The 5,924-nt window shown below is 55.5% G+C and carries 3 protein-coding genes; all 3 read left to right on the top strand.

Annotated elements, in window-relative coordinates:
- Nucleotides 1–482: 482 nt before the first annotated feature.
- Nucleotides 483–923, top strand: coding sequence for a hypothetical protein (locus tag VMU57_RS19945; protein WP_325386629.1), 441 nt, complete (start codon nucleotides 483–485; stop codon nucleotides 921–923).
- Nucleotides 924–1,506: 583 nt separating this feature from the next.
- Nucleotides 1,507–1,968 (top strand): transposase, encoded by a 462-nt coding sequence (locus VMU57_RS19940; protein ID WP_325386627.1) that lies wholly within the window; start codon nucleotides 1,507–1,509, stop codon nucleotides 1,966–1,968.
- Nucleotides 1,969–2,886: 918 nt separating this feature from the next.
- On the top strand, nucleotides 2,887–5,724 hold the full coding sequence (locus VMU57_RS19935) for an HsdM family class I SAM-dependent methyltransferase (protein ID WP_325386631.1): 2,838 nt from the start codon (nucleotides 2,887–2,889) through the stop codon (nucleotides 5,722–5,724).
- Nucleotides 5,725–5,924: the final 200 nt, after the last annotated feature.

Raw genomic sequence — 5,924 nt, 5'->3', positions numbered from 1 at the left:
GGACCTCCTTCCGGAAGTCTCATTAGGGGACATTTCTATCGAGGACAAAAGGGGACATTATCATCGAGGTACAACACTCTTTTCGGCCACCCGGACAGCGCCTTTTGACTCGTCATCTTTGCACGTTCTATAATTTTCATTTGGCGGTTTTTGAAAGGCTCGGACTCCTTTCAAAATGGTTGCGGGCATTTCAGCGGATCGCCAATCGCCACGGGGCGCGCGCGAGAACGATTCCTACTTCAAGGAGGCTCGTATGGATCGACGAAGCTTTTTCACTTCCGGAGCTTGTGCGCGCCTTGAGCTATCCGGAAGCCCGTCACACTCAACGAGCATCGTGAACCCGTCGCGACGCTGGGGTGCCTCTATCCAGAAAGGCGTGTGTCATTGCCTGTTGTACCTCGATGATAATGTCCCCTATTGTCCTCGATAGAAATGTCCCCTAATAGGGTCTCCGAGAGGAGGTCCGATTGGGGAGAACCGAGATGAGCAAGAGGGAGTTGGCAAGGGTAGGAGTGTTGGCGCGGGTGAAGAGTGGAGACCTGCGGGCCGAACTCTATTTCTTTGCCGGCCCCTTTGGAGATCGCGGCTCGATCTCGAATATCCGCGGAGATAATCTGACCGTAGGACATCTTTTCCGCGCGGCGTTTAATAATATGGCGGACACCTATCACCAGTGCGCGCTCCGGATATGGCCGGAACGCTCTTGGCGGAACCTCGTCTTCTCCGGAGGCTTGGCCTTCAAGCTCGAAGTCCTGCGGGAGATTATCCGCAAGCGGTTTCAGACGGATTACCGCCTTGCCCCCTGCGCCGAAGATACCTTGCTGGGATTGCTGGCTCTGGCGCTGGTGTTCAGTGGAAGATTGACGAGCGTCGAACAGGCCATGGCGGCACTTCGCTCCCAGGAACATGCCTATCTGGAGTGAGGCTGTACCGGCGATCTATGATCGCCGGCAAGCGTAGGGGTAGCCACGGCACCGATCTTGTGCCGTGGGCATTTTGGTTGTTGGATGGATGGTCTCCGATCAAGCCGATAACCATGGCACTGTGTTGGTGCCATGGGCCGTTTGCACGCAGGACCTACAAACCCACGGCATAGAAACCATGCCGTGGCTACCAACTATGATCGCCGCGGGTTTGCATCCGGCAGCGTCAGGTGACGTGAGTTCGTTGATAAAGCGACGCGCGCCGCTGTCATTCCGAGGGCCGAGGTTCTTGATCGGCCCGAGGAATCTGCTTTGCTTTTAATCCTCTCCGCATCAGCAGATTCCTCGCGGAGCCTGCCCCGAGTCAAAGCGGACAGCGCAGCCTCTCGGCTCGAAGAGACTTTGCGGGTTCTAAGATTGGAAATAATTCGCCATTTAGAAATACTTGCTTCACATAGCTTGCTTAAAAAGGAAATCGCGGTGCCGAATCATCTCGACCAAAGGCCGCAGAGTCGCGCGCCCCGCGCAGCACTCTGCGCTACCGGCTTTTCGTTCCCATTGTAACGTCGAGCTGCGCTCGACGTTGGAATTCCGGCGAACGCAGTTCGCCGCTACAGTTCCCCGCCCTCGCCGCCGTCCTGGCGTGTCGCACGTCCACCGCCTGCGCGTTTCCGACCGCATCTTTTTTGTGACGGTCAGCCTTCGCCGTACTCTGGCTCCTCTTGCCTCAAACGAATACGGACATGTGGCGGCGGCCATCGAAGAATCGCGCCGCAAGCTCGGTTTCAACCTTTTGGGATACGTCCTCATGCCGGACCACTGGCACGCCCTGATCTGGACCCGCTATCCGCTGACCATTTCGCAGGTGATCCACGACATCAAGAAAGTTGCAGCGCGACGCTGCGATGAAAGAACGGGGCAATTCCTGATTGCCCCTACCACCAGCGGCGCGGCACCGAAGGCCCCGTTTGGCAACATCAGTTTTGGAACCGCTTCGTGCGCCATGAGAAGGAATTGGGCGACCGATTGCAATATATGCACCTGAACCCCGTGCGCAAGGGGTTGGTGGAGCAGCCCGAAGATTGGCCGTGGTCAAGCTACAATAATTTTGCCTTGGACCGTGGAACGGTAGCCGGTTGCCCGATCCAGATCGATTACCTCCAGCTCCCGGAAGGATACCCGGCATGACCTCCCAAAAGCCCACAGTCAGGAAACCACTGACTGTGGCTACCAGCTATGCCAAGACTCCCAAGCTTGTCAGCCTGATCGTCATTGCCTGCTCGCTAACTTGAAAACGATCAGCCAGCTTAAGGATGGCATCTTCCGCTTCCATATTATCGGGGAGAGATTCGATTTCTTTCTTAAGAAAGTCGAGCGACGATGAGAAGCATTGCGGTCAAGTTGCCGGACTTGGAGCGCTGTTCCCGTGGCGGGGAATCGAGTGGGAGCCGAAGGCTAAATCTGGATATTCGCCTTTTCTTCGCTTGTGATATCATGGTACAATTCGGCTCACAGAGGGCCGGATGCAGGAGCCGTTGGCCACCCTTGCCAACGGGATGGTCGGGAGGATGGAAAACTTGACCCGCAGGATTATTCGCGGCTAGGCGCATGCAGACTTCGACAGGTGTGGATAAGAAGACGGCGGCGACCGAAGGAAAGAAGTTTGCCAGCTAACACGAACGCTATGAATCTTGAGAACCTCCTTGGTGTTCTCCAATACACCTCGTCGCAGAATTATCTCACCGGGGACGCTCTGAAAGCGGACCCGGACTACGGGCACATTCTTCGAAGGGCTCGGGACTCTTGTAACCTCCACGGAGTCTACACCCTCCGTGGCAGCTCCTACGATCCACCCCAAGCGAATGTTCCTGTCGTTTATGTTTGCCGTGCCGACTCCGAACAGCAAGCCCGAGGAATCCACAAGCTGGTTTGGAACCAGAACATCGTTCCCTTCTTGTTGGTAGTGAGTCCCGGATGGATTCGGCTCTATCCAGGCTTCCGCTACGACGACGATAAGTCAAACGATCCGAACGTCGGCGCGCTTCACGCCATCAACGATTTTAGGCGAGCCGCGACCGTTTTGGGGTCGCTTCGGAGTGAAGCCGTCGACTCCGGTGCTGTTTGGGACGCATGGGGCGGCTATGTAACGCCGGAGTCGCGGGTTGATTGGCGGCTACTGGAGGCCCTCCGCACACTGGACGAGTGGCTCTGCAACAACGGCGTTAAGGATCGTGCCCTTTCGCACGCTATGATCGGGAAGTGCGTCTACCTTCGTTACCTACGCCAACGAAAGATACTCTCTGACACCAAGCTCAACAAGGAATGGAGCCTTTCCTATGACGAGGCTTTCGGTCATAGAGCGCGACTGAGCACGTTCATAGAATTGGTGGAGCGGCTTGATGAATGGCTGAATGGTTCAGTCTTTCCGCTTTCACCCGATAAGATTCGAGAGTTTGGGGCAGAGCGACTGCGGAAAGTGGCATCTGTGTTCCACGGTGGGACGGTTGAAGGGCAACTTCCACTCTTCGACATGTACGATTTTTCGCTGATTCCCATTGAAACTCTGTCAGTCATCTACGAGCAGTTCCTCCACGCTACCCACCACCCATCAGCAAAATCACAGGGCGCCGCCCGGGGCGCCTATTATACGCCTGTGCCGCTGGTGAACTTCATCGTAGACCGTCTAGACTCCCGCAAGCCTCTGGGGCCTGGAATGCGGGTGTTAGACCCGGCATGCGGATCTGGGGCTTTTCTTGTGCAGTGCTACCGCAAGTTAATCGAACGCCGCTTGTCGGAGAGTCCTCAAGACCGCCTTCGCCCGGCTGAACTCGGTCGCCTTCTCACCAACCACATTTTTGGGATCGATATCGACGAGGATGCCTGCCAAATCGCCGAACTCAGCCTTTCCCTCACGCTGCTTGAATACGTCGATCCACCAGATCTGACGAAGACACAATTCAAGCTGCCAGTATTGAGAGGCCGAAACATCTTTTGCACGAACGCCTTCAACGAGAATGAGGACTGGGAAAGGGATGCCCAACGTAGCCCGTTTGATTGGATTGTTGGTAATCCTCCCTGGAAGGAGCTGAACCCTAAACGCCTCGATGATGCCGACAAGCCCTCATGGGCTTGGATGCAACGTAACCGGACAGAGCATCCAATTGGCGGAAATCAATTGGCTGAAGCGTTCGCTTGGCGGGCTTCCGGTTTGATTGCAGCGGACGGCGTCATTGGCCTGTTGCTTCCTGCGATGACTCTGTTCAAGTACGAGTCGACGGACTTCCGCAAAGTATTCTTGAAGAAACAACGGGTTTGGTATGTAGCCAACTTTGCGAACCTCGCGGAGGTGTTGTTCGCAGGTCGGGCCAGACTTCCGGCGGCAGCATTTTTCTATTCTCCGAAACCCAAAGATTTGAAAAATGGACAGAGTGCCTCGGAAACGATCGAAGTGTTCTCTCCATTTCTTGCCAATCAGCCATCGGCCCTGGCAGGAAAGAGGGGAAAACGGCCAGCAGTGTGGAACCTTATTGTCAACGCGAGCGATCTGCGTGAACTCAGCTACGCAGATGTGCTGGACGGAAGCCCGCAACCCTGGAAATTGGCGATGTGGGGATCGTCGATCGACAAAAGAGTTCTTACCCGCGTGGACCGGTGCTTTCGGACATTCGGACAACTTGAGGATGAGAATCTCCTCTTGGCCTCACAGGGCCTTGAGCTTCGAGTCAAGGACGAAGCGAACGGAGAACCAACGGAGCCACACCCTGAGCTCGCTGGGATGCTCATGTTGTCAGTCGAGCCACTGAAGAAGCGCCGACACTTGATCCGTTTCCCCGCCGTCGCGCTCCAGCCGCTGGACATTAGCCGCACATTCGTGAGTTCGCGTGCCGGGTTTTCTCGGCGATTTAGTGTCTGCCAACCGCCTCATGTTTTGGTGGGAGCATCAAGGAACTTCGCGATATACACGGATGACCCTGTCATCGTACCCTCCAGGCAGATTGGCGTGACTTCGCCCAAAGGTAACAAGCCACTGCTGAAGGCTCTAGCTCTATACCTCAACTCTGATTTTGTCGCTTACCATCAGTTCCTCAATACTACGCAGGCGGGAATACAGAAAACTATCAGCACGCTCAAGGCACTGCGCACGTTGCCACTCCCGTTTGCGGACGATAGTGCGTTGAAAGATTGGGAATCTCTTTATTCCCGGATCGCGAAGGCGACTGCTGGGCGGGATGATTTCGCTCAGGAAGACTTAGTTCGCGAGTTGAACGAGCTGACTTTTGCCGCTTTGGGGCTTAACTCCCAGGGGCGGGCAGCAGTTCAGGATCTTGTCCACCTTCGATTTGCTCTGGTCCAGGGCAAGATCGGGAAAGACGCAGTTCGACCGCCTTTTGTCGAAGAATTGAAATCATACGCTCGAACACTTCGGGATGACCTCGACGCGTTCGTTGGCGAGAAGACGCCCCTTCGGCACCGCGTCGAAGTTCTATATGGGGGCGGTTCGGGCGTGGTTGCTATCGAGATCGTTCGAAAAGCCCAAGGACGCTTGCCCGTCCGGGTTCTAGAATCGACTGATGAAGCTGCCCAGAGCTTTGCGGTCGCCCGACGAGAATTGATCGAGAAGCGGACGCAATGGCTTTACTTCAGCCGTAATCTCCGTGTATACGAAACGTCCAGAACCTATATCTTGAAGCCTTTGCAGCGCCTGCAATGGACTCAAACTCAGGCCATGCAGGATGCGGGGGACATCATCGCGGAATCGATTCAGCCGCACCCGGTGGAGAGTAAGAGGGTTGTAGGCTGATGCCGCCAGACCCACCTCCAGATCGCGACTTGATCTATCGTCTGGCGTTCATTCGGAATTAGGGGTATTTACTTGACGCCACCGACCACAACCTGTAGTGTTCAGGGTCATGGTCGAGGATTATCCACGAACCTTGATGGAATTGGAACGACGCTTTCACGATGAACAGGCCTGCGCTGAATACCTTGCGAGGCTGCGCT

This window comes from Edaphobacter sp., assembly GCF_035532915.1.
GTDB lineage: Bacteria > Acidobacteriota > Terriglobia > Terriglobales > Acidobacteriaceae > Edaphobacter.
This window is presented reverse-complemented; position numbering and strand designations above follow the sequence as displayed.